The 25,656-nt window shown below is 39.9% G+C and carries 30 protein-coding genes; 25 read left to right on the top strand and 5 right to left on the bottom strand.

Annotated features, from left to right (window positions below):
• The first annotated feature begins 26 nt into the window (after nucleotides 1-26).
• Genes traK through traN form a run of 4 tightly spaced genes read left to right on the top strand, consistent with a single transcriptional unit; the run spans nucleotide 27 to nucleotide 3,135 of the window.
• Nucleotides 27-653, top strand: a complete 627-nt coding sequence (gene traK / locus ACQY4U_RS15460) for a conjugative transposon protein TraK (protein WP_428330345.1) — start codon at nucleotides 27-29, stop codon at nucleotides 651-653.
• On the top strand, nucleotides 625-1,071 hold the full coding sequence (locus ACQY4U_RS15455; RefSeq protein WP_428330344.1) for a hypothetical protein: 447 nt from the start codon (nucleotides 625-627) through the stop codon (nucleotides 1,069-1,071). Before traK ends, ACQY4U_RS15455 begins: the two co-directional genes overlap by 29 nt.
• A 3-nt stretch (nucleotides 1,072-1,074) precedes the next feature.
• Nucleotides 1,075-2,280, top strand: a complete 1,206-nt coding sequence (gene traM, locus ACQY4U_RS15450; protein ID WP_428330343.1) for a conjugative transposon protein TraM — start codon at nucleotides 1,075-1,077, stop codon at nucleotides 2,278-2,280.
• A gap of 12 nt (nucleotides 2,281-2,292) precedes the next feature.
• The gene (traN, locus tag ACQY4U_RS15445; protein WP_428330342.1) at nucleotides 2,293-3,135 is read left to right on the top strand and encodes a conjugative transposon protein TraN; all 843 of its coding nucleotides are present in this window, start codon (nucleotides 2,293-2,295) and stop codon (nucleotides 3,133-3,135) included.
• Nucleotides 3,136-3,138: 3 nt separating this feature from the next.
• Here the strand turns inward: traN and ACQY4U_RS15440 are convergent, their stop codons facing one another.
• A complete protein-coding gene (locus tag ACQY4U_RS15440; RefSeq protein ID WP_428330341.1) occupies nucleotides 3,139-3,675 on the bottom strand; it encodes a hypothetical protein in 537 nt (178 codons plus the stop codon).
• Between the two features lie 63 nt (nucleotides 3,676-3,738).
• Here ACQY4U_RS15440 and ACQY4U_RS15435 point away from each other — a divergent pair, with 63 nt between their 5' ends.
• The 12 genes from ACQY4U_RS15435 (at nucleotide 3,739) to ACQY4U_RS15380 (ending at nucleotide 12,487) form a co-directional block, all read left to right on the top strand.
• Complete coding sequence (locus ACQY4U_RS15435; RefSeq protein WP_428330340.1) at nucleotides 3,739-5,772, top strand: TraM recognition domain-containing protein; 2,034 nt, start codon at nucleotides 3,739-3,741, stop codon at nucleotides 5,770-5,772.
• A gap of 50 nt (nucleotides 5,773-5,822) precedes the next feature.
• On the top strand, nucleotides 5,823-6,221 hold the full coding sequence (locus ACQY4U_RS15430; protein ID WP_428330339.1) for a hypothetical protein: 399 nt from the start codon (nucleotides 5,823-5,825) through the stop codon (nucleotides 6,219-6,221).
• Nucleotides 6,222-6,348: 127 nt separating this feature from the next.
• Nucleotides 6,349-6,720, top strand: a complete 372-nt coding sequence (locus ACQY4U_RS15425) for a M23 family metallopeptidase (protein WP_428330338.1) — start codon at nucleotides 6,349-6,351, stop codon at nucleotides 6,718-6,720.
• Between the two features lie 17 nt (nucleotides 6,721-6,737).
• The gene (locus ACQY4U_RS15420; protein WP_428330337.1) at nucleotides 6,738-6,914 is read left to right on the top strand and encodes a hypothetical protein; all 177 of its coding nucleotides are present in this window, start codon (nucleotides 6,738-6,740) and stop codon (nucleotides 6,912-6,914) included.
• Nucleotides 6,904-8,112 (top strand): ArdC family protein, encoded by a 1,209-nt coding sequence (locus ACQY4U_RS15415; protein ID WP_428330336.1) that lies wholly within the window; start codon nucleotides 6,904-6,906, stop codon nucleotides 8,110-8,112. Before ACQY4U_RS15420 ends, ACQY4U_RS15415 begins: the two co-directional genes overlap by 11 nt.
• A gap of 10 nt (nucleotides 8,113-8,122) precedes the next feature.
• Nucleotides 8,123-8,905, top strand: a complete 783-nt coding sequence (locus ACQY4U_RS15410) for a DUF4099 domain-containing protein (RefSeq protein WP_428330335.1) — start codon at nucleotides 8,123-8,125, stop codon at nucleotides 8,903-8,905.
• A gap of 6 nt (nucleotides 8,906-8,911) precedes the next feature.
• Complete coding sequence (locus ACQY4U_RS15405; RefSeq protein WP_428330334.1) at nucleotides 8,912-9,520, top strand: hypothetical protein; 609 nt, start codon at nucleotides 8,912-8,914, stop codon at nucleotides 9,518-9,520.
• Complete coding sequence (locus tag ACQY4U_RS15400; RefSeq protein ID WP_428330333.1) at nucleotides 9,510-9,830, top strand: hypothetical protein; 321 nt, start codon at nucleotides 9,510-9,512, stop codon at nucleotides 9,828-9,830. The genes ACQY4U_RS15405 and ACQY4U_RS15400 overlap by 11 nt, the downstream gene beginning before the upstream one ends.
• Nucleotides 9,831-9,849: 19 nt before the next feature.
• Entirely contained in the window at nucleotides 9,850-10,722 is an 873-nt protein-coding gene (locus ACQY4U_RS15395) for a hypothetical protein (RefSeq protein WP_428330332.1), read from the top strand.
• 80 nt (nucleotides 10,723-10,802) lie between these two features.
• Nucleotides 10,803-11,219 carry a hypothetical protein gene (locus ACQY4U_RS15390; protein WP_428330331.1) on the top strand — a complete coding sequence of 139 codons (417 nt, stop codon included), beginning with the start codon at nucleotides 10,803-10,805 and terminating at the stop codon, nucleotides 11,217-11,219.
• Between the two features lie 216 nt (nucleotides 11,220-11,435).
• Entirely contained in the window at nucleotides 11,436-11,636 is a 201-nt protein-coding gene (locus tag ACQY4U_RS15385) for a hypothetical protein (protein ID WP_428330330.1), read from the top strand.
• 17 nt (nucleotides 11,637-11,653) lie between these two features.
• The gene (locus tag ACQY4U_RS15380) at nucleotides 11,654-12,487 is read left to right on the top strand and encodes a DNA adenine methylase (protein WP_428330329.1); all 834 of its coding nucleotides are present in this window, start codon (nucleotides 11,654-11,656) and stop codon (nucleotides 12,485-12,487) included.
• A gap of 150 nt (nucleotides 12,488-12,637) precedes the next feature.
• Here the strand turns inward: ACQY4U_RS15380 and ACQY4U_RS15375 are convergent, their stop codons facing one another.
• Both ACQY4U_RS15375 and ACQY4U_RS15370 read right to left on the bottom strand, forming a co-directional pair.
• Nucleotides 12,638-13,066, bottom strand: a complete 429-nt coding sequence (locus tag ACQY4U_RS15375) for a glycine-rich domain-containing protein (protein WP_428330328.1) — start codon at nucleotides 13,064-13,066, stop codon at nucleotides 12,638-12,640.
• 99 nt (nucleotides 13,067-13,165) lie between these two features.
• Nucleotides 13,166-13,354: a hypothetical protein gene (locus ACQY4U_RS15370; RefSeq protein WP_428330327.1), complete on the bottom strand. Its 189-nt coding sequence runs from the start codon at nucleotides 13,352-13,354 to the stop codon at nucleotides 13,166-13,168.
• Between the two features lie 145 nt (nucleotides 13,355-13,499).
• On the opposite strand from ACQY4U_RS15370, the gene ACQY4U_RS15365 reads away from it, so the two are divergent.
• From ACQY4U_RS15365 to ACQY4U_RS15325, 9 genes are all read left to right on the top strand, one after another.
• A complete protein-coding gene (locus ACQY4U_RS15365; protein WP_428330326.1) occupies nucleotides 13,500-14,348 on the top strand; it encodes a hypothetical protein in 849 nt (282 codons plus the stop codon).
• 135 nt (nucleotides 14,349-14,483) lie between these two features.
• Nucleotides 14,484-15,008 carry a hypothetical protein gene (locus tag ACQY4U_RS15360; RefSeq protein ID WP_428330325.1) on the top strand — a complete coding sequence of 175 codons (525 nt, stop codon included), beginning with the start codon at nucleotides 14,484-14,486 and terminating at the stop codon, nucleotides 15,006-15,008.
• A gap of 38 nt (nucleotides 15,009-15,046) precedes the next feature.
• Nucleotides 15,047-15,991 carry a hypothetical protein gene (locus ACQY4U_RS15355; protein ID WP_428330324.1) on the top strand — a complete coding sequence of 315 codons (945 nt, stop codon included), beginning with the start codon at nucleotides 15,047-15,049 and terminating at the stop codon, nucleotides 15,989-15,991.
• Between the two features lie 483 nt (nucleotides 15,992-16,474).
• Nucleotides 16,475-17,299 carry a type IV toxin-antitoxin system AbiEi family antitoxin domain-containing protein gene (locus tag ACQY4U_RS15350; RefSeq protein ID WP_428330323.1) on the top strand — a complete coding sequence of 275 codons (825 nt, stop codon included), beginning with the start codon at nucleotides 16,475-16,477 and terminating at the stop codon, nucleotides 17,297-17,299.
• Nucleotides 17,296-18,087: a nucleotidyl transferase AbiEii/AbiGii toxin family protein gene (locus ACQY4U_RS15345; protein ID WP_428330322.1), complete on the top strand. Its 792-nt coding sequence runs from the start codon at nucleotides 17,296-17,298 to the stop codon at nucleotides 18,085-18,087. The genes ACQY4U_RS15350 and ACQY4U_RS15345 overlap by 4 nt, the downstream gene beginning before the upstream one ends.
• Entirely contained in the window at nucleotides 18,087-19,670 is a 1,584-nt protein-coding gene (locus ACQY4U_RS15340; RefSeq protein WP_428330321.1) for a restriction endonuclease subunit S, read from the top strand. The genes ACQY4U_RS15345 and ACQY4U_RS15340 overlap by 1 nt, the downstream gene beginning before the upstream one ends.
• Nucleotides 19,667-21,214: a restriction system-associated AAA family ATPase gene (locus ACQY4U_RS15335; RefSeq protein ID WP_428330320.1), complete on the top strand. Its 1,548-nt coding sequence runs from the start codon at nucleotides 19,667-19,669 to the stop codon at nucleotides 21,212-21,214. The genes ACQY4U_RS15340 and ACQY4U_RS15335 overlap by 4 nt, the downstream gene beginning before the upstream one ends.
• A gap of 3 nt (nucleotides 21,215-21,217) precedes the next feature.
• Nucleotides 21,218-22,282 carry a hypothetical protein gene (locus ACQY4U_RS15330; RefSeq protein ID WP_428330319.1) on the top strand — a complete coding sequence of 355 codons (1,065 nt, stop codon included), beginning with the start codon at nucleotides 21,218-21,220 and terminating at the stop codon, nucleotides 22,280-22,282.
• Nucleotides 22,279-23,724: an N-6 DNA methylase gene (locus tag ACQY4U_RS15325; RefSeq protein WP_428330318.1), complete on the top strand. Its 1,446-nt coding sequence runs from the start codon at nucleotides 22,279-22,281 to the stop codon at nucleotides 23,722-23,724. The genes ACQY4U_RS15330 and ACQY4U_RS15325 overlap by 4 nt, the downstream gene beginning before the upstream one ends.
• 168 nt (nucleotides 23,725-23,892) lie before the next feature.
• Here the strand turns inward: ACQY4U_RS15325 and ACQY4U_RS15320 are convergent, their stop codons facing one another.
• Both ACQY4U_RS15320 and ACQY4U_RS15315 read right to left on the bottom strand, forming a co-directional pair.
• Nucleotides 23,893-25,449: a recombinase family protein gene (locus ACQY4U_RS15320; protein WP_428330317.1), complete on the bottom strand. Its 1,557-nt coding sequence runs from the start codon at nucleotides 25,447-25,449 to the stop codon at nucleotides 23,893-23,895.
• Nucleotides 25,446-25,631: a hypothetical protein gene (locus ACQY4U_RS15315; protein ID WP_428330316.1), complete on the bottom strand. Its 186-nt coding sequence runs from the start codon at nucleotides 25,629-25,631 to the stop codon at nucleotides 25,446-25,448. The genes ACQY4U_RS15320 and ACQY4U_RS15315 overlap by 4 nt, the downstream gene beginning before the upstream one ends.
• Nucleotides 25,632-25,656: the final 25 nt, after the last annotated feature.

Below are 25,656 nucleotides of genomic sequence, written 5' to 3'. Positions count from 1 at the left end.
CGGCTTTTTTTATCTCCAAGCCCATTATGATTATAAAAAACATTGAATCAAAGATCAGGCTGGCTACTTTTTTATCCATAGGAAGCTTTTTATGTGCCCTGGCAATGGTGGGGGTAGTCAGCTTTTTTGCCTATAAACAGGTTGCTATTGCACGGAAAAGCGTGTATGTTTTAGATGCCAACAGCACCCCGGTACTGGCAAGGCAAACAGATGTACAGATGAACCGCGCAGCCGAGTACCGCTCCGATATTATCCGGTTTCATACGTTGTTTTTTACCCTCACCCCGGATGACAAATACATCGAATACCAGATGAAACAGGCCATGTACCTGGTTGATGAAAGTGGTGCTTTGCAATACAATAACCTGAAAGAAAAAGGATTTTTTAATTCCATTTTATCCTCCAGCGCTGTGCTGACCATCACCACCGACTCGGTTTATCTGGATATGCCGCATAAGTATTTCAGGTATTACGGCAAGCAAAAGATAGACCGGCGCAGCAGCACATTAACACGTTCGCTGGTCACGGAGGGTTACCTCAAAGACCTTGACGTGCGCTCGGATAATAACCCCAATGCCGTACTGATCACCCAATGGAAAACCCTTGAAAACAAAGACCTCGAAAATGTTCAGAAAAATAACTTCCAACCGTGACCCCGGTAAAACATTGGGGAGCGAACTGAAAAGGGAATTTGGTATTTATTTCGAACGTGGAGGTAAGAAAAGCCGCCATCTGTTAGAGAAATATCCCCGCCAGGTTTTTGCGCTCATGGTGATTGCCATGCTATTCTCCGGGGTTCTGGCTTTTACAGTTATGCGCCAACAGCAAAAGCCGATCTTAAAGGTAAAGAACGCGCCTCAAAGCACAGCTTCCGGGTTTGGGCAAATCATCGGAACCGCCAATGCCCTGCAAGCTTTATGGGCTACCCAGCAGCAGGTCGACCTGCTGTTAAAAAAGGATACGCTTACCCATGCCGACAGCCTGACATTGAACCATGCGCTAACGCAAATGGAAAGCCTCCGGGCGCTAATTCAAAAGTCCCGCCCAACCATTAATAACTCAAATCATTAAACCATGAAAGTAAATTTTAAAAGCCCCAGGTACGTCCTGCCGCTTATCCTGCTGCCTTTCTTCCTGCTACTTTTTTATACTTATAAAAGCAGCTTCGGCAAGCCAAAAGCGGTTGCCAAAGGAAAGGATACCCTACAGGATAACGTGGCCGATGTTTCCGACCAAGTTAAGAAAAGCACCTTATCCGACAAACTGGATGCTTACCGCGACCAGTACAAAAAAGCGGATGGCTACACCGCTATCAACCAGTTACAGGATGATACGACGACTGCCTCGGCAGCGCCAAATCTCTATAACGATGCCGAGAAAAGGAAACTTGACTCCTTGAAAAAAGCAGTTGCCGCCAAGTATAAAGGCAACAGATCGCGGTCATTATCGCCTAATTATTCCGGTTTTCCTGATGCATCGGCGGTTCCACCTAAGCCCGCAAAACACAACCAATCAGATCAAGCCTTGGCGGAGGCGCTTAACCGAATGCGCAGCCAGCCCAGGCAAAACACCAATAGCGGCAACCCGCAGAATGCCGATCCTATGCAATTATTCCGCCAGCAAATGGCGCTCATAGATAGCATGGACAAATCACATGACCCGGACTATAAGGCGCAGCAGAAAAAAGCTTTAGCGGAAAAACTGACAGCGGCAACACCACAGGAAAAAACGCTGCCGGTAACTAAAGCCAGCAATTCAACAGCTGCCTTTAATACCATCATGCCGGAACAGCATAACGGGCTCATCCGCGCCATTGTCGATCAGAATATTACAGGTTATGCAGGGTCACGTTTGCGCATCCGGCTATTGGAAGATATGATGGCCGGACATTTCCTGGTTAAGCAGGGTACTTATCTCTATGCCGAAATATCCGGCTTTACCGGGCAAAGGGTATTATTAACCATTAAATCCATTATGGAGGACGACCAGTTGCTGCCTGTCAAATTATCTATATACGATAATGATGGTTTGCCCGGCTTGTATATTCCGGCATCCGCATTTCGGGATTTTACAAAAGATCTCGGCAGCGATGCCAGCCAGGGCCTGACCTTACAGCAATCCGCTGATAACAATAATCAGATGGTGATGAGCGTCGTTTCGCGCATGTTTGAATCGACAACCACCGCCGTAAGCAAGCTAATACGCCAGAATAAAGCCAAATTGAAATACAATACGCTCGTTTACCTGATTGATCCCGAAACCCTCCGTAACCACCAATAAAAAATAACATTTATGAAAAAAGTATTCTTGTTGTTAACCGCCCTTTTAGGCGCGGCACACTTTCTTTTTGCTCAAAGCCCTGGTAGAACTAATATTGATTCGCTGCCGCAAATTGAGATCAGCAGCCAGGCAGACATTCATTTTTTATCGCCTGAACCCATCCAGTATGCAGACATTTCCAGCCATAGTATTACCGGCGATATGCCCGTTAAAAACTTGCTACGCATAAAACTGGTGCCGGATTCCTTACGGCACCTGCAAACTGATTGCACCAGCCTCGGCGTGATCACTATTGTAGGCGAAAGCTTTATTGCGCAATATCATTTGGTGTTTACCACATCAACCGGCCAACGATTACCCACAGCTATTGCGATACAGCCTGAACAATGCCGACCGCTCGATTTTCCTGGCATAACGCTGACTACACCCGAAATGAAATCCTATGCGATGGATATTTTACGTAGGGGTAAAAAATCTAACATCCGGAATGCTAATGCGTACGGGCTAACTGCGATCCTCAATCATGTTTATACGGTCGGCGACCACGTTTTTTTAGATGTGTCATTTCAGAACAAAACCAACCTTGCTTATGACATTGACGAACTGCGGTTTAAGATCGAGGATAAAAAAATCACGAAGGCGACTAACGTACAATCTTTGGAAATAAAACCGGAATGGCAGCTTTACCAGCAGCCCTCCTTTAAAAAAGAGTACCATAATATTTATGTATTCAAAAAGGTCACGTTCCCGGATAATAAAATCCTAAATGTGGAACTATCCGAAAAGCAGGTTTCCGGCAGAACATTAACGCTGCAAATCAAATACGGAGATCTTTTAAAGGCCGATAACTTATGACGTTTATTTTTTTATCGTGGAGTTGTCTTTGTGGGGCGTAAGTTGTTCAATTTGATATTTTATTATGGTTAAATCCGCCTTAATATCATTGTTAGTGCTAATTGCAATCAGATAACTTATTAACCCCGCGATAATTGTCGCTCCAGCAGCAACATAAGCAGCCGTTATTGCTGTTTTCGATGAATCCCGTTGATACCTTGCTAATTGTTTATCATGTAAGGCTATCGCCTGATCAATCAACTTTTGGGTCTGATCGACGGTTAACGGCGGCCTTAATTCCACTTCTTGCACATCCCTTTTCATAATAAATCGCATAAGCAAAATTACCGATGTATCTTCTTTATTAAACCTAAAGAATTCAGGGTGTTCTTTTGCTAATGCTAACCAGCTATCGGAAGATTTAGGATCATCTTGTAAAGCATCATGTAAACCTTTTTCAGTGCGGAAATTAGTTTTGTCAACGGCCAAAACTATTATTAATCTAATAATATCGGCCAATCTATTGGCGGTAAGATAGCTGTTATCGGATTGCATTTTCATGGGAGAGCGGATTAAGGTTCGATTTATAAAAATATTAATTACATCCCATTTATCCTCTTTTTTATGGAAGAATCTAAGGAGCAGCAAAGCCAGCATAGGTTTTTGCAGGCCGCCATTTATTTGTCCGTAGCACTCGAAATATTTTGCTTTATCTACGGCCCTCAATTATTACAAGGCCATGCCTACAAAGGCCTGGCTTTTTTTATTGACCGGCTGCATCGCCTGAAGATTTACCAGCAACCGATATACAGCAAGCTTTTTACCCTGATCCTGATCTGCCTGGTATCTGTCGGCACACTCAGCAAAAAGCAACAGGATTTTAATCCTAAAAATTCGGTCGCTTATCCTCTGAGTTCAGGTTTACTATTGTTTTTCGGAGGCTTATGGTTTTACGGACATCCCGGCTTGCCTGTTTTTTATGGCTTAAACTGGTATGAGATTGCGTACATCGTTTCCGCGTTTGCCGGAACTATTCTGATCCACACTTCAATGGATAACGTTTCCAAAATGATCAGTGCCAGGATTGGCAAAGACCGGTGGAATGTAGAGGAAGAATCTTTTATGCAGCGAACTGAGCCACTGCTGGCAACAAATGCCGTGAACATTCCGACCCTGTTCTATTTCAAAAATAAAGTCCGGAAAGGTTACCTCGTTTTAGAGAATTTGTACAGAGGAATTTTGCTGTTAGGAGTTCCGGGAAGCGGTAAAAGTTTTGGGATTGTAATGCCGGTTATCCGGCAGATGATTGCCAACGAGTTCACACTTTGCGTTTACGACCTTAAGTTTCCGGATTTGGGTAAGATAGTTTACTACCATTACCTGCTTGCTAAACAAAACGAGAAATGCAAAGGCTACACCTTTCATGTGGTGAACCTGAATGACCCGGAGAAAAGCAGGCGGGTTAACCCTTTTAACAAGAAGTATCTCAAAACCCTTGCTGATGCTTCCGAAAATGCCGAAGCACTTGTAGAAGCATTGAAAAAAGGCGATAAGAGCGGCGGCAGCGACCAATTTTTTACCCAAAGTGCTGTCAATTTTTTAGCGGCCTGCATTTACTTCTTTAGTAAATATGAGGATGGTAAATATTCCACTTTACCCCATGTGCTGGCTTTTTTAAACCTGCCCTACGAGGAAGTGTTTACCACGCTCTTTTCAGAGCCGGAACTGGCCTCATTACTATCGCCATTCGTAACTGCTTACCGGGCAAAAGCCTTTGAGCAGTTGGAGGGACAGGTCGGCACCTTGAAGATCTTTATTAGCCGTATGGCGACAAAAGAAACTTTTTGGGTATTCTCCGGTGATGATTTTGACCTAAAAATAAGCGACCCTAAACATCCCGGAATTTTGGTGCTGGCCAACGACCCAAGTACCCAAAGTATCAATTCCGCCTGCTATTCTGTAGTGATGAACTGCATCCTGCGCGAAGTCAATTCTAAAGGTAATATCCCAGTCGGGATTGTGGTCGACGAAAGCCCAAGTTTATACTGCCACCGTGTGGATGTATGCGTTTCCCAGGCACGTAGTAATCGCGTATCTGTCCTTTTGGGAATGCAGGAGTTGCCTATGCTGAGGCAGCAATATGGTAAAGAAACAGCGGAAACCATTACCTCGGTCATGGGCAATGTATTGTCAGGATCAGTGCGAAGTAAGGATACGCTGGAATGGCTGGAACGCTTATTTGGTAAGGTTAAACAAACCGGCGAAAGCCTGAGTATTGACCGCAATAAAACATCGCTATCCTTAAATGAGAAACTCGAACCGCTGATCCCAGCCGGTAAAATAGCTTCCTTAAAAGCCGGAGAAATGGTAGGGCTTTTAGCATCGGATGCGGTAGAAAAATATACCGGAAAATACGAAACTTCCGCTATCAATTGCCGCATTAACCTCGACCTGGATGCCATAAAAGCGGAGGAAAAAGCCTACCAGGACTTACCGCTATTCTATGACTTCAATGGAAAAAAGGACGAAATACTGCGGAGCAATTACTTGAGGATCACGAATGAAGTGCAAGCCTTGACCATGACCTTCCGGAAAATACCGCCACAACAACCAGCGGGTATAGCAAAAGGCACCATGAGGCCTGCTCACAAACATTAATTACTTAACAATAAATTAAGATTATGTATGAACTACTTGATAAAGTGGTCATGGTTCACCCAACCCTCACTCATGACCCGGTTCACATGCAAGGCCACATGGGTACCATATACAATTTGGATGTAGAAAAAGACGAGGTGCTGGTCAAATTTAAAAATCAGATGATTGGCCTGTATAGTACCGATGCCCTGCTAATGCTGGTGCCTGGCCAAGAAATACTTGACAAATTGCGCGCCCATTTACACGAGGAAATTGATGGACAGGATGTGATTGATATTTTAGGATTATATCTTTTGGATGCAACAGGTGAACTGAACCACCGAAAAGAAGCCTTGGAATTAGCTATGAGCAGGGCGAATTTGATGTTTGCTACCGTGGTCAGTGTACAAGATTATATTGATGTGCATCGCGACCTTGATCCGGACTATAAACCCGGACAGGGGCGCTAATTATAGGGCTATGGTTTTAAAAAGAAACACCTGCCTGATTTTTCTATTGCTTTTAACAGCAACAAAAGCACGGCCCCAAATGGATAGTGACCAATTGAACTTTAGCTTCCCACTAAAAAGCTTGCGCATGACCTCCAGGTTTGGCTGGCGGATACATCCCATAACCGGCAAAATTCAATTTCACCAAGGCGTTGACCTTGCCGCCCGCCACGATACCGTTTTCTGCATACTCAATGGCATTGTCGAGATTATTGGCTACAACGCCTACATCGGAAACTATATCATCATCACACATAGCGGCGACGTGGAGAGCATTTATGGGCATCTATCTGTAATCTCCGTTTTGCCGAACGAAGAAATAGTGGCAGGTCAGGCTATAGGGATCACCGGCGCGACAGGCAGGGTAACTGGAGAACACCTGCATTTTTCCATTAAATATCATGGCCAGGAATTATCCCCGCTGGCTTTTTTATGCGGCTTGTTAGCCAGGCCGCCTTAACCCATAAATAAATCACCATGAACTATGATTATCATAACCGGCACCTCGGATCGCTGGAAAGAAAATTACAACTGATTGCGGAGGGCCAGGAACTGGAACTGACACCCGAAGAAGCGTTGATCTACGGCGTTGACTACGTTGATGAGTTTCCCAATGACTCCGACGAAAGAAAGGAGGCTGAAGATGGCCGATGAAAAAAAGGCGCTTCATGTGGAAGTAGCCGAGAAACTGATCGAAGCTTTAAAAGCCGGTACCGCACCCTGGCAAAAGCCATGGAACAGCAAGGGCCTGCCAGCATTTCAATTGCCTTACAACGCCGTCACCGGCAACCGCTATCAGGGGATCAATACTTTATCTCTCATCATGAGCGGAAGGAACGATCCCCGGTGGATGACTTATAAACAAGCCGACGATAATGGCTGGCAGGTAAACAAAGGATCGAAATCAACTGCTATCCAATTTATTAAATTGTTCGAGCAAAGAACGAAAAGGGATGAGAACGGAAAGGTGGTTAAGGATGATAAAGGTGATCCCGTAAAAATTACCGTAAAGTTAAACAGGCCAATCATCACCAGTTTTGCTGTTTTTAATGCTGAGCAGGTCAACGGCATCCCCGAACTGGTCATACCCGATATTTCTTCCCTTGGCTGGGAACCACTGCAAAGAGCAGAACAACTCATCAAGAGTTCTGGTGCAGATATTCAGCATATTCCGGGAAATCGCGCTTTTTACAGCCCCTTTAAGGATAATATCACTTTACCCCTTAAACAGCAGTTTGATGAGCCGGGCAAATATTATGCAACCGCCCTTCACGAACTCGGCCATTGGACTGGTCACGAAAGCCGCCTTGACCGCAGCCTGTTAAACAAGTTTGGCACTAAAGATTACGCACGGGAAGAATTACGGGCGGAAATTGCGTCTCTACTAATTGGCGATGAATTGCGAATTGGCCATGACCCCAGCCAGCACACGGCTTATGTGGATAGCTGGATCAGTATTCTAACAGATCACCCTTTTGAAATCCACAGCGCCGCAGCCGATGCGGAGAAGATTTATACCTACTTGCTTGACCTGGAAAGAAAACGAAACATGGAGTTATCCGCCTTTGCCGACGATAAAAAGGTGTCCAACCACCTTCTAAACGAAAACGATCATATCAGTTATAACGGGACGATTTTTAAGGTAAATGAAAACCTGAAAAACGGTCGCCTGAAAATGGAAGATCTCGGCAGTGGGCAACAATTTATTTTAAGCCGGGAGGATCTTCTGTACAAAAATCTGCTGGAAGCCAAACGGCAAAAACCTGAAGTATTAACCATTGAATCACTAAACATGAGCAACTCCGAAATTTCAGAAATAGAGGTCAATAATAATTATCAATTAAAACGCTAAAAATAGAATTATGAAAAATCCTTTTTATGTCAATGAACTACCCAAGCAGGAAATGGAAAACCTCGGCCTGGTAGATAAGACCGGGAATTATATCCTAAGCCCGGATGATGTTGAAGCTTTGCTTGCCGGTCGGCGAACGAATTTAATGAGCCTGAAAAACCTTGATGCAAGCGGCGTTCAGATCGAACAGCTTGATGCTAAATTGTCACTGGACAGGAACCCGGACGGTCAGGTAAGTTTTAAATTGCACCCTATTTATAAACAGCCACTAATTCCACCACTACTGGACGAAGATGAAGCACAGGCATTGATTACTGGCAAAACCCTAAGTATTGACAAAATCATTCCTGGGCCAGGGAAAAAAGAAGTTGTTTTTGAATATGACCCTGATACGAGGGAATTTATCTCTTTTGATCCCAGCCTGGTTGTTGCCCCTGACAAAATTAATGGCTACAAACTGAAAGACTGGCAAAAGGACGATTTTCAAAAAGGCTTTAATGTGCGATTGCCGGACGGAACCGAGTTGCAGCACCGGGCAACCGACCCCAAAGGCATCCGCGCCGACCGCGCAGCTTTGATATTATCCGTATTGCTTGACGGCGGAATTTCTTATTTGTTGATCAGGGGACTAAGGCACCTATTAAACAGCGATAAAAAGGAACAAGCCGACGAGCAAACACCAGCTTTCAAAAAGGCATATGCTGAAATGGAAAAACACTTTGCCAAGAAGTTTAAGTCTGCCGATCGGCAAACTGAGGAAACAAGAGGTTACAACAAAACCCGCGCACGCTAATAAGCCATGTTTGGCCTCAAGCCGGAGGTGATAAAGCTTTTCACTCCATTTTTTCAATATGCCGACGGCCGGTTGATATTTCCATATGGCAACGAAGTCGTGGAAAGTTGGGCACCGGAATGGCATCGCGTCCCGTCCACCTCGGAATTTTGGCTGGCAAATGCAGACCATCCAAATCTGATTAGCGACCTGTATATCAGTTATTCAGCAGCCGAACTGCTTTGCTTTATTTCGCAACGAGCATTTTTATTAAAATTTCCTGAACAACTTGCTTTTGCGGCAGTAGGGTTATTGCCATCTACGGCGCAGGTTGAGGCATTAAAATCTACCTTTCCTTTGGCGCGCTGGCACCTGATTTTTGATACCAACCTTGTTGGCCGCATTGCAGATGCGGCAATAGCCGCCTGGTTTAAGGGGCGTTCTGTTTCTTTCCAAATCATGAACGAGCAGGTAATGATTACCTACTGCGACAAGTCTTTTATGGCAGACAGCGGAGTTTTTTCACTAAGTCGATTTGAGCGGCTAACCGGATTGCGGGCAGGCATGCGAACGCATAAGCCGCTGCGCGGCCTGTCTTCATTTATCGAATTACAATTTGCCAACTATGATACCTGAACAGTTTAAACAAAACGTCGACCTGGAAATCAAAGTTTACGGGCAGGATTTACAGGTCGCTTACCGCTATTATTGGCTGGATAAGCATCCCGATCCGGAAAATGAACCATTGGTCAGCCACATGGAGTTTCGCTCAGAAAGCCCAATTATCAGCGAAACAGGCTATCGTTCACATTTCTTTCATACTGAAGTATTGGAGGATACGGCCCATCGGGATATAGCGGAACTGGTTACAGAATTCGGCGAACACTTCGCGAGGGAAAATGGCTATGAACCTCCGGACATCGGTCATCAATACAAACTTTTTTAATCACTAAATTTTAATTATTATGGTAAAGAATGAAAAAAACCTGGAATACCTTCAAAAACTGCAAACCAGCCTTGGTTTCGGCGAAAAGCTAAATGCAGTATTGGAATCGGCGATCAGCCGCGAGTTGCCCAAATTTACCCTGGGCATCAGCAATCTTCTCAGGCCGTTGGAAAGCAAGGATGTAAACGCTCCAAAAAGCGATTACATTCAATATTGCCTGAACTTTAATAAGCAAAAAGATGGCGATGCATATTTTTTAAATACGATTGATGTCACGCTGCACAAAACCGGTGAATCTGTACCGCGTGAGCAAACCTTCGACATCGAAAGGGATCATCGCATTACGGCTTTACAGGCTTATAAGTTATTATCCGGCCAATCACTTGAAAAGGATATTTACGTAAGGCCACAAGGCGCAGAGGCTGATGCGAAAAAATCAGAGAAGATCAAGGCCTGGTTTAAGTTGCAAATGGATGTTAAAGACGCTTATGGCAATCATCCTTTGAAAGTATTAAGGCCGGAATATGGTTATCAATTTGAAAATAGCCTCGCAAAGTATCCCTTGAAAGGACTGGATAATGAAACAGCCAAATCCGAAGGACTTCAGGCTATGCGAAATGGCAACTATTGGCATACAGAACTGGCGATAGGCAAAAAAAGTATTCCGGTTATCGTTGCAGCTAATCCGGTTATGAAATCTGTCGATATCTATGATAAAAATATGAAAGAGATCAGGGATGAGGATATTTGGCCGGAAAAAGCAGCAGCGCGCAACAATGGGGAACAAACTAAAACCACAACCATTAAACGCCAGGAGGCTGCCGAAACTGATATCTCCAATTCTTTTGAACAGGCGGAAACTGAGGCCAATAACGCAACAAGAGGACGATGAGCAGTCTTACCGGCCATTGTATGAACACGGTTGTGTTTGCTGGTGATAACGAACAAGCAATCTTAGATCATTTCAACCAAATGGAGGAACATACACCGCCTTTTCTTTCGATCATGGTTTATGACAACGCGCTTCATTTTGACTCACGCTGGATACCCCCGATCAGGAGCCTGAGCGAAATAGCCGAGCAATTCGATGTCAGCTATAAGATAGACTTTCGTGTACCTTATGAGGATCGTGGCACCTATACCTATACTTGTTTACAGCAGCAGCCTTTGTCACCCCAGGCAGACCTGCTTCGGGCATTTATAAATGCTGCCGAAAATCCGGAACAACTCGCCGAAAAGGAAACCTATCTCACACGGCATATTCTTGCTCAAAGCTTAGACCTGCACGAACTGGAGGTTTTATCTTATCTCACAGGTAAAAAATACAATGAGTTTAGGGCAAATGAAATCCAAAATAATCAAGACCATAGCCGTAAGATAGGCCGTTAAGTAAACTCCTTAAACGTTTTCTCCCATGCCTTGCAGGAATGCGGGCTAACCCTTTGCGCATGCGTACCCGCTATTGCCGGGATCGCTTGCGACGGGAACACCCGCACACCTTCAGGCACCCGCGCCAGGACAAAGCCGCCCTTCACCAACCCCGTTTTCTCAAACGGGCTGGGCGGCTTAGACCTGGCTTCTTCCAACCCACCAATTTTTTAAACCATGAAACACATTCTTGCTAAGGTCGACCGGATCAGGGCGAGCGGCACCGCTTTGGTTCAAGTGCCAGAAGATTCGCCCCATGCCATCCATAATGGCAAAATCTTCAAAGTACAAAGTATGGGTACACCAGGCGTGAAGTGCCGTGTATCCGTGCTGATCAATGACAAAGTGGTCGACCTCACTTTAACCGATGTACTGTAAATCCATAAATCTTTTCCATGAGCAACGTCCAAATCAAAACGCCTGTTACATATTATGGCGGCAAGCAAAACCTGGCAGAAAAGATTGTTACCATGATCCCAAGGCACTTGCTTTATGCCGAACCATTTACAGGTGGTGCCCCAATATTTTTTGCAAAACATCCTTCCGAAGTGGAAGTGTTAAACGATACCAACGGTGAACTAATCAACCTTTACCGGGTCACACAACAAAATTATGAAGCCTTATATGAGGAAATTAAATCTACACTCCACAGCCGGGAATTGCACCGCCACGCCTGGGTAATCTATAACAATACCGATATGTTTTCGGAGGTTAAGCGCGCCTGGGCAACCTGGGTTTTATGCTGCCAAAGTTTCGCCTCTATGATAGATGGTGGCTGGGGGTATGATATTACAGGTAATACCATGAATGGTAAGCTACAAACCAAGATCGACAACTTTACCAAAAGGCTGGTTAAAAGATTGAAAAATTGCCAGTTGGAAAGTACGGATGCTTTAAAGATTATCAAAAGTCGTGATCATGAAAATAGTTTTTTCTACTGCGATCCGCCGTATTTTAATTCCGACATGGGGCATTATGATGGCTATTCCGAGCAGGATTTTGAGAACCTGCTCTCTTTACTGGCTAAAATAAAAGGTAAATTTCTACTGTCTGCTTACCCGTCCAGTATTTTGGCGAAGTATGTTAAACAGTATGGGTGGGTAGAACTTGCCATTATTCAGCCGATTGCGGTTAATGCCAAAAACCGCAATAAAAAGTTAAAGACGGAAATGCTGGTCGCAAATTACCCTTTCCATTTGGCACAAAACTACAGCCAACTATTATTTTAATTTACCACCTACTGCTTTTAACAGTAGCAACACCCCGGTCTTTAGTTAGGCCGGGGTGCCTTGCTTTGCTTAAAAAATAGCAGTCATTACAATGAAGCTGCCGAGAATACAAAGACCCGGTAGGAATGTCCAGGCCTTTCTTTTGATTCGTCAATTTGATTTAAATGAATCATTAACGCTATCGGTGGGTAAATATTCATTAAGTAGGATATGAAAAGGCATAGTATCCTTTAACCCTGGTTTATCTTCACAAGCACAGGCATCGCATGCTTCTGAGCAGATAGCGCCGTTAACGGCAATTAAATCATACGGTGTGTGATGAATGAGTCTGCCTGCTATATGCGCGCAGTCCTTTGCATATTTTTCAGTGTATAAGATATGATTGTGCCAAACTTCGTCTATGTCTTTAGATGGTTCAACAGCACCTCTTAATATTGCGATATAAAGAAACTTTCTATATTCCATGATCGCTACTTCAACTCTTTTTTGAGTCCAACGGTTTTTCCTAACAAGGCGGGCTGCTATTTGAGTAAGATCTAAGTCATTGATCTTTTGGATGAGGTCAAGTTTTATTTCCATAATTATATATTTTAATCTTGTAAATTGAGTTAAATATTAAAAAATAAAAGCCCTATCAGTGAGGCTCCGCATTTGGATGTCCCTGATAGGGCATAAAAACTACTTTTTGTGATTACAACCGCAGTGATTGTTTGGTTCTGGTTCTTCCTTGTTTGACGGAGAATAAAAAAATGCTCCTATTTCCTCAAGGACAGCCACACCAAAACCTGCAACTTCTTCCACGCCTGTCTTTAAAAGGCTACCGGTTTCCTCAGCAGCAACTTCTACCAATGTTTTTTCTCTTGCCATTTTGCAAAGTATTTTTATCTATAACTTACCTACATCGCACCCAGGTATTGGGAGTTGTTTTATTTAAACATTGCAAATTGCTTATATTTAGGCATTTATATCCACCGAATATTTTTCTATAATCCAAAATCTAAACTATTTCACTATGCCTAAAACCACCTATTATGATGCGACAACGCAAAAGTTAAGCAAGGACTTATATGAAAAAATTAAAAAAGCTCTCGACATCTATATGCTGGCGAACACCGCACATAAGAATAAAATTAAAATGGCAAAGCCGGAAACCTTTTTTTTCTTGATAGATGATATTGAAAAGCAAAACCCTGGAATCTTGGTAACACCTAAATGGTTAATTGAAATATATGCAGGAAGAAAAACTGGTCATAATTGTCAAAAGAAGCCCTTAGATGCCCTTTGTAGAATCCTGAATATTGAGGAAGACAATGATGATTTATTTATTGACTTAATCAATAATTTCAAATCCTTATGTTCATCAAATGAAATGGCAAAAGATTTTTCAGGGAAATATAAATTATTCGTAGGTGGCAGATCACAACCGAGCATTTATGATATTGCATATGATATACCGCTGGAAATTTATGAAAATGGAGTGGTCAAGATAAACCATACATACACAAAAAAGATTTATTGGGGGCTTTTGTTAGTTAGGGATATTAATACACTTGAAATTGTGTCATTTGATTTTACGGACAAAAAAATAAGTAGTATTGGAAGTTTTCTTATGTTCAAAATAAATGGGTATAGGAAACGGCAAACTTATTTCCCTGGCGTGAATTTTGGATTTGATTCGGCGAACTTACCTGTCGTTTACCAGGCACTCCTTAGTGCAGACCATAATATGCACAGGAATCATCCCATTGTAATTGATTATTATTCTATAGTTGCAAATAATTTAAGAATGGAATGTCCAACACTTGCTGATACAGAGCATTTGCGTGAGAAGTATTTTAATTATTCCTCAGATTCCCAATAACTATTAACTATTTCTACTTGGATTTCTTCAACTGCGCAAATAGGTTGCGCAAATGCGGTTTTAATTTGAATAAGTTTATTTAAAATAAAAAAATAATGTTTAGTTGGTCGGTTTTAGGGAAAGTTTGAGAAAAGTATGGAAAATGAAAAGAAGACAAGTTGGCGTCGACACGATTACCGCTTTAAAAGTCTATTTATGATTATCGACGGACTAAGTAAATCCATTTCAGAACTTGAAAAGAACGTTGCTGATATTCATTGGTATGATGGTGACTGGCTAATGGAGGAAACTGAAACAATCTATGGTCTTGCTTTTATTGCTATGCAAAACTATATTAATGGGAGTATCAGCGATATTGATGGCACAACTAAAAATAAAAACATTTTTTATAAAAAAGACAACCCAATCGAAGATTATACTGGGACAACAATTGAATTGATTACCGCACTTGCAAACTATACCAAACACAAGGATGAGGGTGTACCACATTCTGGGACCTTATCCATACTTGAAAGTTTTAATTTAAGATATGACGTTATTTATCTTGATGAAGCTGCTGTTTTCCAGGGTTTGACCATCTTAAATAAAGATTATGACCTGTTTAAAATTATGGATTATGTAGTTAAATGGCGTGAGTCGTTATGGCTTGCCATTGAATAAAATATGTTTAAATTAGTTACTCTAACCTAATACTAACCATGCCGGAAAATCAAGCAAAAGACATTATCGATATAAGAGATCGTAATCAAGCATTTAGACAAACAGATGATAGACTTGACTCTTTAAAGGAGGGTTTTTATGCTTTAGCGTTGGATTACGGCTATCATATTGAGAATATCTTTGGCGGTAATCATAGAATAATTGAGTTAAGGGATAATGTTATTTACAGATTATTCAGTTCCTTATTGCATTGTCAGCTATTGCTTCAACAACATATAATTATTGAAAGAAGATTAAAGGATATTTACAAAGACGATCCTGGGAAGATACTTAATTGGGTTTACCCGAAGAATCCTAATTTTGAATATGCGGAAAAGGAAATCTCCGCCATCTTTGATAGCGTAGTGTTTCATTTGTCTGCTATTTATGATTATTTAGGTATTCTGATCAATTTTATATGTACGAAAGAAAAACAACAGACTCCGAAATGGACGACTATTAGTAAATCTGCCAGAGATATTAATAATAGCTTTAATAAAAAAGACATCGCCGCTAAGATTGATGAGATTGATCGTGAATTTGTAATCAAACTTTATGATTACAGATCTGAAATTATACACCGTACAAGGGACACTAATGAATATTCCTTTGATCTTAAGGCATCAACCGGCGATTTTACAATGCGCTTTACCTGCTCTGATAAACTGAGAAAATCTTTTAAAAACTTTGGAGAAAAGGATTTGGATTATACCGTAGCTCACTTTTCCATGTGGTTGATTAACAGAACAGCTGAAACAATTGCCGAAATTTTGGGTGGGTTGAAAAAAGAAATTCAAACCAATTCTCAATTTCCGTTTCATACATATAAGGATGGAAATAAACCTTTTATTATGTATGTTAACCCTGAAACAAATGTTGGAGAATCACCATCAATTATAAATTGGGACAAATTTAAGGCCCACTTCGGTAATGTTCCACTCTAAAAAATTTAAAAGCAATATTTTAACCTGGAAGGGTGCTATGCAAGCTATTTTATAAGGCTGAAATTATAATTTATCCCTTTCCTTGACACCCGTTCCGGCTGGACGGTTGCTGTCTTTGTATGACCGATATGCGTGGCCAATTTACACTAACAAGTTTTTTGACTCGTTTTTTAATATTGCGCAATAGTTTGCCTGGTAGCCTCAGTAAAAACCGATCCCCCATCACCAGGCCAACGTTTGTTGGTTCTCTAATATATTCCATAGCGTATATTAGATATATGAAAAATACTGGAAATAAGTGATTTTAAAACCGAACGCTTGTCATGATAGTCTATAGGCTACTTGCTATGGACAACCCAAATTAAACTATAAACCTATTTGCGAAAAACTACGAAATTCGTAGTGTTTCGCAAATATAAAATATCAATTGCAAATCCTAATGTTAACACTATATTTGCATAACACTACACAATCCGTAGTAAAATGCAAACAAAAACATCTGACAATCAAGGGTCATCATATAACTATTTGGAAGACTATATCACGGAGATAAGGTCTAAAGGAAGATATGTGCTTACTCTTGAAGAAGTTAAATCGAAATACAATCTTTCCGATAAGGCCGTCAATCAGGCATTGTACAGGCTAAAAACAAAAAAGCGGATTGCTCAAATTAGGAAAGGGATATATGCAATCATTACACCGGAATATATAAGACAAGGTATGATTCCCCCCGCTTTATTTATTGACGATATGATGCAAGCTTTGGGCAAATCCTATTATGTTGGTTTATTATCGGCCGCTGCATTATATGGCGCCGCACACCAGCAACCTATGGAATTTTTTGTTATTACTGAAAAGCCTGCCTTACGACCCATCAGAAATAAAAAAGTCAAAATAAATTTTTATGTTAAAAAGGAGTGGTTCCAGGAAGATGTCAGGAAAGTTAAAACAGACGCGGGGGACATCAGGGTATCGACACCTGAACTAACTGCATTGGATTTAATTTATTACCAGGAAAGTATTGGCTTAAGTCGGACCTTAACTATTTTGGAAGAGCTGGTCAGTCAAATGAAACCTTCGATATTGAACCAAACAGTCAGGCGATATCCGCAGGTCACAGCAGTTCAACGTTTAGGGTACCTACTATGTAATGAGTTGAAATTGACACAACTTACCGCTCCATTAACAAAATATATTAATGAAAAAAAAGTATTACCGATTCCATTATCAACAAGTAAACAACGTGATGGCGAATTGAATGAGCAGTGGAAGGTTATAAAAAACATTGAACTGGAATCGGATTTATGATTGCTCGGCGCTATATAGAAGAATGGAAAGAATTTGCTCCCTGGCCTGACAATTCACAGGTTGAACAGGATTTAGTTATAGAGCGGGCTTTGGTGGAAATGTTTTCAGATGAAATGATTAGTGAGAATCTCGCATTCAGAGGCGGTACCGCTTTTCATAAACTTTTTTTAAAACCCCAGGTAAGATATTCAGAGGATATTGATCTGGTTCAAATAAAAGAAGGTCCTATTAACCCCATCTTAAAACGGATACGTGAACGACTGGATTTTTTAGGAACTAAAAGAGTAGTAAAGCAAAAAGCAAATAATAATACAATTGTGTACCGGTTTGAATCAGAAATAGCGCCGGTCATCAACATGGCTTTAAAAATTGAGATCAATTGCAGGGAACATTTTAACGTACTGGGTTTGCAGGCATTTCCCTTTAAAGTTGAAAACTCCTGGTTTAATGGGGAATGCAAACTAACTACATATCATTTGGAGGAGTTGTTAGGCACTAAATTAAGAGCACTTTATCAGCGGAGAAAAGGAAGAGATTTATTTGATCTATACTGGGCATTGACTAATCATGATATTGATGTAAAGAAACTACTTTATTGCTATAAAGCCTACATGGAGCTTTCAGCCGGACAGCCACCAACAGCAAAAATGTTTATCGCCAATATGGATGAAAAGATGAAAGACAAAGAATTTATGAATGATATTCACGTCATACTGCGTCCCGGAGTAGTATATGATAATGAAATGGCTTATGAATTGATAAAGACGGAAATATTGGAAAATATATAATGATTACTCCAAAACTAAATAAAAAGATTCCAAAGGGATGGGAATGGACGACTTTGAGCCAAATAACCGTTCCTGTAACTAAAACGAACAAAAATAATGAAAATCCAAGTGAACATTTTAAATACATCGACATAGAAGCAATTGACAATGAGAAGTTTGAAATAAAGGAGCTTAAAACCTACTCCTGGAATGATGCACCTTCCAGAGCGCAACAGAAAGTACTCACAAATGATATATTGTTTGCAAATGTTAGACCTTATTTAAAAAACATTGCCATGGTACCCGCTTTGTACAATAATCAAATTGCGTCAACCGGATTTTGTGTTATTAGACCGTTTATCATAAATCCTAAATATCTGTTTTATTATGTTACCAGCCAACAATTCATAGATGAAGTTAACAAATTTGCAAAGGGAACCAGTTATCCCGCTGTTACAAATAATGTAATTTTAGAACAAGGTATACCAATTCCACCGTTAAATCAGCAAAATTCTATAGTTAATAAGATTGAAGAGTTATTTACTGATTTGCAAAATGCTGAAAAGAGTTTTAATGACAGTCTGAATAGACTAATAGGGTATAAACACCAGTGTTTAAACGATGCATTTAACGGTAAATTAACGAATAGATGGCGGGAGCAATTTGTTAATCAATCTGAAATAAGATCAAATTCCATGAAGGAATCGCAATTACCTATCGGTTGGCAATGGTCAAAGGTAAAGAACGTGGCTCTAATTATTATGGGCCAAAGCCCCAAAGGTTCAAGCTATAATGACAAAGGACATGGAACCCCTTTAATAAATGGCCCAGTTGAATTTGGTCCTACGCCATTCTCTTATACACAGTTAAAAAAGTGGACAACGGAACCTAATAAAATGTGTACTAAAGGCGATTTGTTGATTTGCGTTAGAGGTTCCACAACTGGCCGTTTAAATATCGCCGGGTTCACTGCCTGTTTAGGAAGGGGCGTTGCAGCTATCAGGGCTACATCTGTGGAACAAAGCTTTTTAAATCATTATTTCAATTTTTCTACACGAAAGATTTTTGATATGGGTACCGGAACTACATTCCCCAATGTATCGCACGATCAATTGGCTGATCTTCCCATACCGGTAATGTCAGACTTGGAACAAAAGCAAATTGTTCAAGAAATAGAATACAGAATTACGACAGCTGAAAATTTAGAGGAAACAATCTTAAAGAACTTAAAAAAGGTACAAATATATCGTCAAATAATATTGACTAAAGCTTTTGAAGGTGAGCTAATTAAAGCCGATTCGACAGTTGAAACTGCAGCCCAATTTTTAGAAACATTAAAAAATAAGAAAGAAGATTATCTTCAAAATGTAATTAGAATTAAAGCTGAAACACCGCAAAAAAAATATATGAAAAAGACTCTCATTGAAATACTTCAGGAAACTTTTAATGAAAAAGAGTTTTCATATGAAGATTTGAAAGAAACTGTGGGCTTATCCTACGAGGATATAAAAACACAACTTTTCAAGCTATTAGAAACACAGAAAATACTTAGTTCTACCTTCGATAAGAACTCCGGTAGGTTAATATTAAAATTAATCAAATGAAGATACTTCATATCAAGATCAATGAAATAGAGCACCGGCCCTTAATGAAGGGCATGGATCTGTATTTTGATGAACAAAATGCAGATTTTATAAATGCTAATTGCTTTATAGGAATTAATGGCTCCGGAAAGTCGCAATTACTTGAAACAATTGCTGAAATTTTTCTTTATGTGGATAATTTTTATCGTGAAACCAATCGAAATTTAATTTCAATTGCCCCCATTCTTTTTGAAATTACTTATTCATTAACTATAAATAATAAAATATTTAAAGTTGAAATCTCACAAACTATAAAAAAAGGTAAAGCGCCAAAAGTCACTGTGGTCGATGATCAGGGCAATTTTGTTGATGTGCTTGACGACGATGTCGAAAATTATTTGCCACAAAAAGTAATTGGATATACATCAGGTGAAAATGAAACTATTAGCAATCCTTTTCATACCTATTACGATCATTACGCCGGATATGTAGCCAACAAGGCATTACATGGACTTAAAGGAAAAGATTACGAGCCGAGATTTTATTTCATGGATTATAACACCAATCTTGGGATAGCCATAAGCAATCTAATCTTTGATAATGTTCAGGGACTAAATGAGATTACATCTGAATTAAAGATTAAGAAAATTAAAAGTTTTCAGATCGTCCTACAGACTAAGCAGCCAGCGGCACCGGGCGTAGTTTCCTATAAAGGGGAAACCGGCGTGGCGTTGACAGAAGAGCTGCTGGAATGGCGAGACTTCTTAAAAAAATGTGCGACTTGCTATGATTATATCGAAAAGGACGAAAAATATATATTCGATTTTCTAAATATTGATTCAACAAGAGAAGCAATAAAGCATTATTTTAAAACACCTTATAAGTTATATACCGCACTATATAAATTCGAGATTCTAAATAATCTAATTATAGATAAAGCCACACGGGCAGGAATACGAAAACAAAGGACGCAAAGAAAATTAAGCCGCAAGATGCCTGAAGTCCCTGACAAAGATAAGGTAATGAGATATTCAGAATTAAAATTGGAATTATTGAATGACCAGGTGGTTGATTACCTTAATTTAAGTGACGGTGAGCATCAGTTTTTCAATATATTCGGGACAATAATAATGGTAAATCAGCCAAATTCCTTGTTTTTATTGGATGAGCCCGAGACCCATTTTAATCCAAAATGGAGACGGTTATTTATTAGCAAGTTAAAATCCCTAACGGAACATCGCAAACAGGATTTGTTTATCACCTCTCATTCTCCGTTTATTGTTTCTGATAGTAAGCGCGAATCTGTTTATATTTTTAATAGAGTTTCCAAGGATAAAGTGGAAGTTACAAATCCTTCACAAGAAACTTTTGGGGCGTCTTTTAGCCACATTCTTAAAATGGCGTTCAGTATGGATGAGATTAATTCTGAGGAAGGTAGCAACTTTATTGAAAAGCTTTTGAAAAGTAATGACATACAAGAGATAGAAAATGGTATTGACGTAATTGGTGAGTCAGCTCAACTATTGACATTGTATAGAAGGTTAGATATGTTAAAAAAGGGATAGCTTATGTTATACAGTTACAACTATCCACAAGGGCATAAATTAGAACAACTGAATGCCCATCTATTGAATTTCTTTACCAACATTAGAAATGTTCCAGCTAATGCGACCTACATTATCGAAAACTACTTTTCTGCAGATTTCGTCATTGTATTAAACAGGTCAGAAGAACTAAATAATAAATTCAAGGCTTTTTTTGACTCTTATAAAAAACTTCAAAACCCTCAAAAAGAAGCATTCTTCCAGTTGGTGCTAAAATCTCAAAATATTAGAGCGTTCTTCTTAGATACAAGCCTCGATTGTTCTGATATTAAAAGAGAACCGTTGGAGCTAATACTTGGTGACCAAACTTTGAGAAATTTAATGGCTCATTTATTCAAAACAACATTAAAAGCATTTGATATAGACGGCCACTATAAAGTAATTTATACAGCGATGTCACATAAAATATGTCCATTTTGTGGTTTGGAGACTATGCATCAATCATATCGTGAAGATTATGACCATTTGGCGGCAAAAAGACATTTCCCCTTAGCCGCAGTGCATCCGGCGAACCTGGCACCTATGTGCCACACTTGTAATAGCAAAAACAAAGGCGAACAAGATGTATTAAACAATGCAAATGGGACTCGCAAGAGAATGATTTATCCATATTCTGAACAAGTAAATATTACATTTGACTATACAGGCACAATAATACCACAAACAGATATAAATAATCAGTTAGGCAACTGGGTCGTAAACATTCTGCCGGATGACGAAACAACACGTAACTGGAACGAAATCTTTGGAATAAAAACCCGCTATAAAGATGATTACTTGAAACCAAGTTTTGAGGAATGGATAGATGATTTCATTAAAGATTGTATTGAACAAGGGAAGGATTTAACAATAGCAGATACTATATCTACAGAATTAAAATCAATGTCGGATAACTTCAAAAGAAAATGGTATTTACATTCAAATATCATAAAAGGCCCATTATTTGATTATTTATCAACTTGCAATAATGAGATATTTTATAATTCAATAAAAGATAAATTCAATAAAATAAGTATTCAAGTAGCATGACAACAAATGCATTAGTACAAAAAATATGGTCTTTCTGCGATACTCTTCGTGATGATGGCTTAGGTTACAACGATTATTTAGAACAGCTTACTTATTTGCTGTTTTTAAAGATGTCCGATGAAAACACTAATAAATATAACTTGCCTGAAATTTGTGACTGGCAAAGTTTATTAGAGATTAAAGGTGGTGTTTTATTGGATCAATACGAGCGGATTTTAAAAACTTTGGCCGAAGCAGGTGGAATGCTCGAAAAAATATTTGCTTCTGCCCAAAATAAAATCAATGATTCAGTAAAATTAAAAAGGTTGATTAACTTGATAGATGAGGAAAATTGGACATCGACTGGCACCGATATTAAAGGTGAAATTTATGAATCACTTTTGCAAAAAAATGCTGAAAATAGTGGTGCAGGTCAATATTTCACTCCTCGATCCGTCATTAAAGCAATGGTAGAATGTATTCAGCCTAAATTGGGCGAAACAATCGCAGATCCATCTTGCGGGACAGGTGGCTTTTTCCTCGGTGCATTGGAATACTTAGAAAAAAAACCAAAAACAACAGAAAGCGAGGCGAAATTTCTAAAATTTGATACATTCCATGGATGGGAAATCGAAAAGGCGACAGCCCGATTGTGCTTGATGAACCTTTTTCTACATGGAATTGGTGATCTAAAAAAGACTCCAGACATTCATGTAACCGATAGTCTTAAGGTAATTCCCAATGAGAAAGCGAAAATCGTGCTGGCTAATCCCCCGTTTGGAAAAAGCAGCAGCGATATACCAACGACAGATCCCAAATTGGCGGAAAAAGATGGCTACTTCCTACGCGAAGATTTTTGGATTTCAACGGGAAATAAGCAGTTAGCCTTTTTGCAGCATATTGTTTCTATGTTAGCTAATGACGGTAGGGCGGCGGTGGTATTGCCTGATAATGTTTTATTTGAAGGAGGGACAGGAGAAGTAATTCGTCGCAAGTTGTTAAGTGAAACTAACTTGCATACAATTCTAAGACTACCAACCGGAATATTTTATGCTCAAGGTGTGAAGGCTAATGTGCTCTTTTTTAATAAAGAGAAAAAAGTAAAGGATTCTACTACAAAAGCTGTTTGGTTTTATGATTATAGAACTAACGTTCACCATACTCCTAAGAAAAATCCCCTAAATGCAGATAATTTAAAAAGTTTTATAGAATTGTACCATTCCCGGAATGTCAAAGATCCAAGAAATTGGAGTGAAAATAACCCTGAAAGCAGATGGCGCAAATTTACTATTGATGAGATTTTAATAAGAGATAAAGCGAATTTAGATATCTCTTGGTTAAAGGATACCAATTTTATTGATTTCGACAATTTACCAGAGTCTGACGATCTTATTAATGATATAATCGAAGATATTGAAAGCGCATTGTCAAACTTTAAAACGATAAGAGAAAACTTAGTTTAGCACGTTAAAAAAGATGTTCAAATAGCATCATTAATTGCTGAAGTAAACGAAAAACCGTCACTATTCCGTCATTGAAATATTTGCAAAAACAAAAATATAGTCGTAAATTAGCTTCAGCAAGTCAAAAACGCGGTTTTTGGCTCAAGATATTCGCGCTAAATAGACCACTCATAATCTTTTGGTCCCTGGTTCGAGCCCAGGTGGGCGCACCCAAGTGGGCAAGGCTGATTCTTCAGTCCTTGCCCTTCTTTTTTTACCTTGTAAACTGCTGGAAATCAATTGAATACAACGAGCTACTTCGTTGATTCTTGTGGTTCGGTGTTGTTGTCCGTCAAAATGCAGTTTTTCCGGGAACATCGAACCAATGATAGCTCTTTTGCCCTCATTATCAGCATTTTGATACAACATTGCGATTCCACATAATATATCAACTGCCCTGACAAGAAGTTCATCAAGCTTTATAGGATTCTGTGCAAAGTCTGTCAGTTTTGCTTCCAACTTGTTTAAGTTAATTTCAGTCTCTTTTTTGATTATTGAATAATCCTCAGGCTCGATCTTCGAAGTAAGCATCAATTCTCTCGCTTTCCGTAACCTGTCGTTCTGCTCGTCAATTTGCATTAATACACTCTTCCTGCCGTCTTTTGCGCCATGCGTTATATTGTTATATACGTTGATTAAAATTTTCGTGCAAAGTTCTTTATAATCGTATGCCAGAGAATATTTTTTTAATTCTGTCAAAAGTGCTTCATTAACATCTTCCGCCTTGTAGCGGCATCCACACTGGCTTGAACAGTGGTAATAATAGTAATAATGGTTTCTACCTTTTGAGGCGCTCCCTGTGAGTATCCTTGCACATCGAGAGCATAATAAATAGCCACGTAGCGGCAATTCATCTAAGGACATGATCTTTATACCCGGCTTTCGCTTTCTGCCATCTAGGGCGTCTTGTACGTCGTTAAATAGGCGCTCAGATATAAGAGGTTCATGTTGACCCTGCACTAGATAACTGTCTTCATTTTTGTATTTGGGTATTGTAATCTTCCCATAATAAACCGGATTACGAATGGCAATCAGAAAATTATTCTTTGCGCATTTTAAGCCTTTCTGATGGGCCACTTTCCATATCTGCTCGGAGGAGAATTCTGAAGATGCAAGTTTCTCAAAACTCCATTTCAAAATCGAGCACTCCGGCTCTTTTGGGGCGATATATTTGCGTCCATTCTCTGTGGTTCGGTTAATATATCCTATCGGAGCGGATGCCATCCAGCGCCCTTCCTTTCGCGCTCTGCGCATGCCATGGAATACATTAAGTGCTCTTCGATCATTTTCGACTTCCGGTGCTGCCAAATAAATTGCCAGCATCATCTTGTTTTCAGGAATGCTAAGATCAAGTGGCTGTTCAATTGCCTGCGGTTCGATACCCAGGCCGTTCAAGGTATTCATCATTTGATAGGCATCTCCAGCATTCCTGCTGAACCTATCCCATTTTGTAAAGAGGATCAAATCAATGTGACGGCCTTTAGTTTTTTTAGCCTCAAATAATAGCTCCTGCCATCTGGGGCGGTTGAATGTTTTGGCGGAGTGATCTTCATAAATAACCTTTCGAACTTCAATTTTGTTGATCTCACAGAACCTTAATAAAATTTCTTCTTGATTACGTTGTGAATATCCTTTGTCTGCTTGCTCGTCCGTACTTACTCTTATGTATAAATCAGCTTTTTTCATTGTTTATTCTCGTTGTCGTATTCTTTAAGTACCTGATTTACAGTCAATTTAGCTAAAATATATAACAAATCCAAGACTTCGGCCGCTTTTTTTTCATCTATATGCACACCACTTTTCTGAAGTATTTTAACAGCCATTTCCGGTGTTATATTTCTTTTTTCAGTCAGGGGAGTCCGTGCCATTTTTATGCGTTTTATTCGCAAAACT

Source organism: Mucilaginibacter sp., assembly GCF_965277465.1.
Taxonomy (GTDB): domain Bacteria; phylum Bacteroidota; class Bacteroidia; order Sphingobacteriales; family Sphingobacteriaceae; genus Mucilaginibacter.
Note: the sequence above shows the minus strand (reverse complement) of the source record. Positions and strands in the feature narration are given on the sequence as shown.

Coding starts and splice junctions, on each gene's coding strand:
- ACQY4U_RS15345 (WP_428330322.1), top strand. CDS start 17,296: ATGATTGCTCGGCGCTATATAGAAGAATGGAAAGAATTTGCTCCCTGG.
- ACQY4U_RS15390 (WP_428330331.1), top strand. CDS start 10,803: ATGGAGGAACATACACCGCCTTTTCTTTCGATCATGGTTTATGACAAC.
- ACQY4U_RS15420 (WP_428330337.1), top strand. CDS start 6,738: ATGAACTATGATTATCATAACCGGCACCTCGGATCGCTGGAAAGAAAA.
- ACQY4U_RS15385 (WP_428330330.1), top strand. CDS start 11,436: ATGAAACACATTCTTGCTAAGGTCGACCGGATCAGGGCGAGCGGCACC.
- ACQY4U_RS15405 (WP_428330334.1), top strand. CDS start 8,912: ATGTTTGGCCTCAAGCCGGAGGTGATAAAGCTTTTCACTCCATTTTTT.
- ACQY4U_RS15430 (WP_428330339.1), top strand. CDS start 5,823: ATGGTTCACCCAACCCTCACTCATGACCCGGTTCACATGCAAGGCCAC.
- ACQY4U_RS15375 (WP_428330328.1), bottom strand. CDS start 13,066: ATGGAAATAAAACTTGACCTCATCCAAAAGATCAATGACTTAGATCTT.
- ACQY4U_RS15320 (WP_428330317.1), bottom strand. CDS start 25,449: ATGAAAAAAGCTGATTTATACATAAGAGTAAGTACGGACGAGCAAGCA.
- ACQY4U_RS15325 (WP_428330318.1), top strand. CDS start 22,279: ATGACAACAAATGCATTAGTACAAAAAATATGGTCTTTCTGCGATACT.
- traN (WP_428330342.1), top strand. CDS start 2,293: ATGAAAAAAGTATTCTTGTTGTTAACCGCCCTTTTAGGCGCGGCACAC.
- ACQY4U_RS15400 (WP_428330333.1), top strand. CDS start 9,510: ATGATACCTGAACAGTTTAAACAAAACGTCGACCTGGAAATCAAAGTT.
- ACQY4U_RS15340 (WP_428330321.1), top strand. CDS start 18,087: ATGATTACTCCAAAACTAAATAAAAAGATTCCAAAGGGATGGGAATGG.
- ACQY4U_RS15395 (WP_428330332.1), top strand. CDS start 9,850: ATGGTAAAGAATGAAAAAAACCTGGAATACCTTCAAAAACTGCAAACC.
- ACQY4U_RS15425 (WP_428330338.1), top strand. CDS start 6,349: ATGACCTCCAGGTTTGGCTGGCGGATACATCCCATAACCGGCAAAATT.
- ACQY4U_RS15455 (WP_428330344.1), top strand. CDS start 625: ATGTTCAGAAAAATAACTTCCAACCGTGACCCCGGTAAAACATTGGGG.
- ACQY4U_RS15380 (WP_428330329.1), top strand. CDS start 11,654: ATGAGCAACGTCCAAATCAAAACGCCTGTTACATATTATGGCGGCAAG.
- ACQY4U_RS15330 (WP_428330319.1), top strand. CDS start 21,218: ATGTTATACAGTTACAACTATCCACAAGGGCATAAATTAGAACAACTG.
- ACQY4U_RS15410 (WP_428330335.1), top strand. CDS start 8,123: ATGAAAAATCCTTTTTATGTCAATGAACTACCCAAGCAGGAAATGGAA.
- ACQY4U_RS15315 (WP_428330316.1), bottom strand. CDS start 25,631: ATGGCACGGACTCCCCTGACTGAAAAAAGAAATATAACACCGGAAATG.
- traK (WP_428330345.1), top strand. CDS start 27: ATGATTATAAAAAACATTGAATCAAAGATCAGGCTGGCTACTTTTTTA.
- ACQY4U_RS15435 (WP_428330340.1), top strand. CDS start 3,739: ATGGAAGAATCTAAGGAGCAGCAAAGCCAGCATAGGTTTTTGCAGGCC.
- ACQY4U_RS15440 (WP_428330341.1), bottom strand. CDS start 3,675: ATGAAAATGCAATCCGATAACAGCTATCTTACCGCCAATAGATTGGCC.
- ACQY4U_RS15365 (WP_428330326.1), top strand. CDS start 13,500: ATGCCTAAAACCACCTATTATGATGCGACAACGCAAAAGTTAAGCAAG.
- ACQY4U_RS15355 (WP_428330324.1), top strand. CDS start 15,047: ATGCCGGAAAATCAAGCAAAAGACATTATCGATATAAGAGATCGTAAT.
- ACQY4U_RS15360 (WP_428330325.1), top strand. CDS start 14,484: ATGGAAAATGAAAAGAAGACAAGTTGGCGTCGACACGATTACCGCTTT.
- ACQY4U_RS15415 (WP_428330336.1), top strand. CDS start 6,904: ATGGCCGATGAAAAAAAGGCGCTTCATGTGGAAGTAGCCGAGAAACTG.
- ACQY4U_RS15335 (WP_428330320.1), top strand. CDS start 19,667: ATGAAGATACTTCATATCAAGATCAATGAAATAGAGCACCGGCCCTTA.
- traM (WP_428330343.1), top strand. CDS start 1,075: ATGAAAGTAAATTTTAAAAGCCCCAGGTACGTCCTGCCGCTTATCCTG.
- ACQY4U_RS15370 (WP_428330327.1), bottom strand. CDS start 13,354: ATGGCAAGAGAAAAAACATTGGTAGAAGTTGCTGCTGAGGAAACCGGT.
- ACQY4U_RS15350 (WP_428330323.1), top strand. CDS start 16,475: ATGCAAACAAAAACATCTGACAATCAAGGGTCATCATATAACTATTTG.